At 48.1% G+C, this 214-nt stretch carries 1 rRNA gene; it reads left to right on the top strand.

The annotated features are described in order from the left end of the window. Positions 1-98: 98 nt before the first annotated feature. Positions 99-214: ribosomal RNA gene (gene rrf / locus JUJ52_RS23260) — 5S ribosomal RNA — on the top strand.

The raw sequence follows: 214 nt of genomic DNA on the forward strand, positions 1-214 counted from the left end.
AAAATCCTTGCATTTTCTCAGGAAACTGCATATAATATAACTTGTCCTTAAGAAGAAGGACGTTCTGAAACAACACAGAACGATCTACATCCTTTAGGTCTGGTAGCAATAGCGGAGAGGTCACACCTGTTCCCATGCCGAACACAGAAGTTAAGCTCTCCAGCGCCGATGGTAGTTGGGGCTTTGCCCCTGCAAGAGTAGGACGCCGCCAGGC

Origin of the sequence: Virgibacillus sp. AGTR (assembly GCF_016919725.2) — a bacterium.
Classification (GTDB): Bacteria; Bacillota; Bacilli; order Bacillales; family Amphibacillaceae; genus Virgibacillus; species Virgibacillus salarius.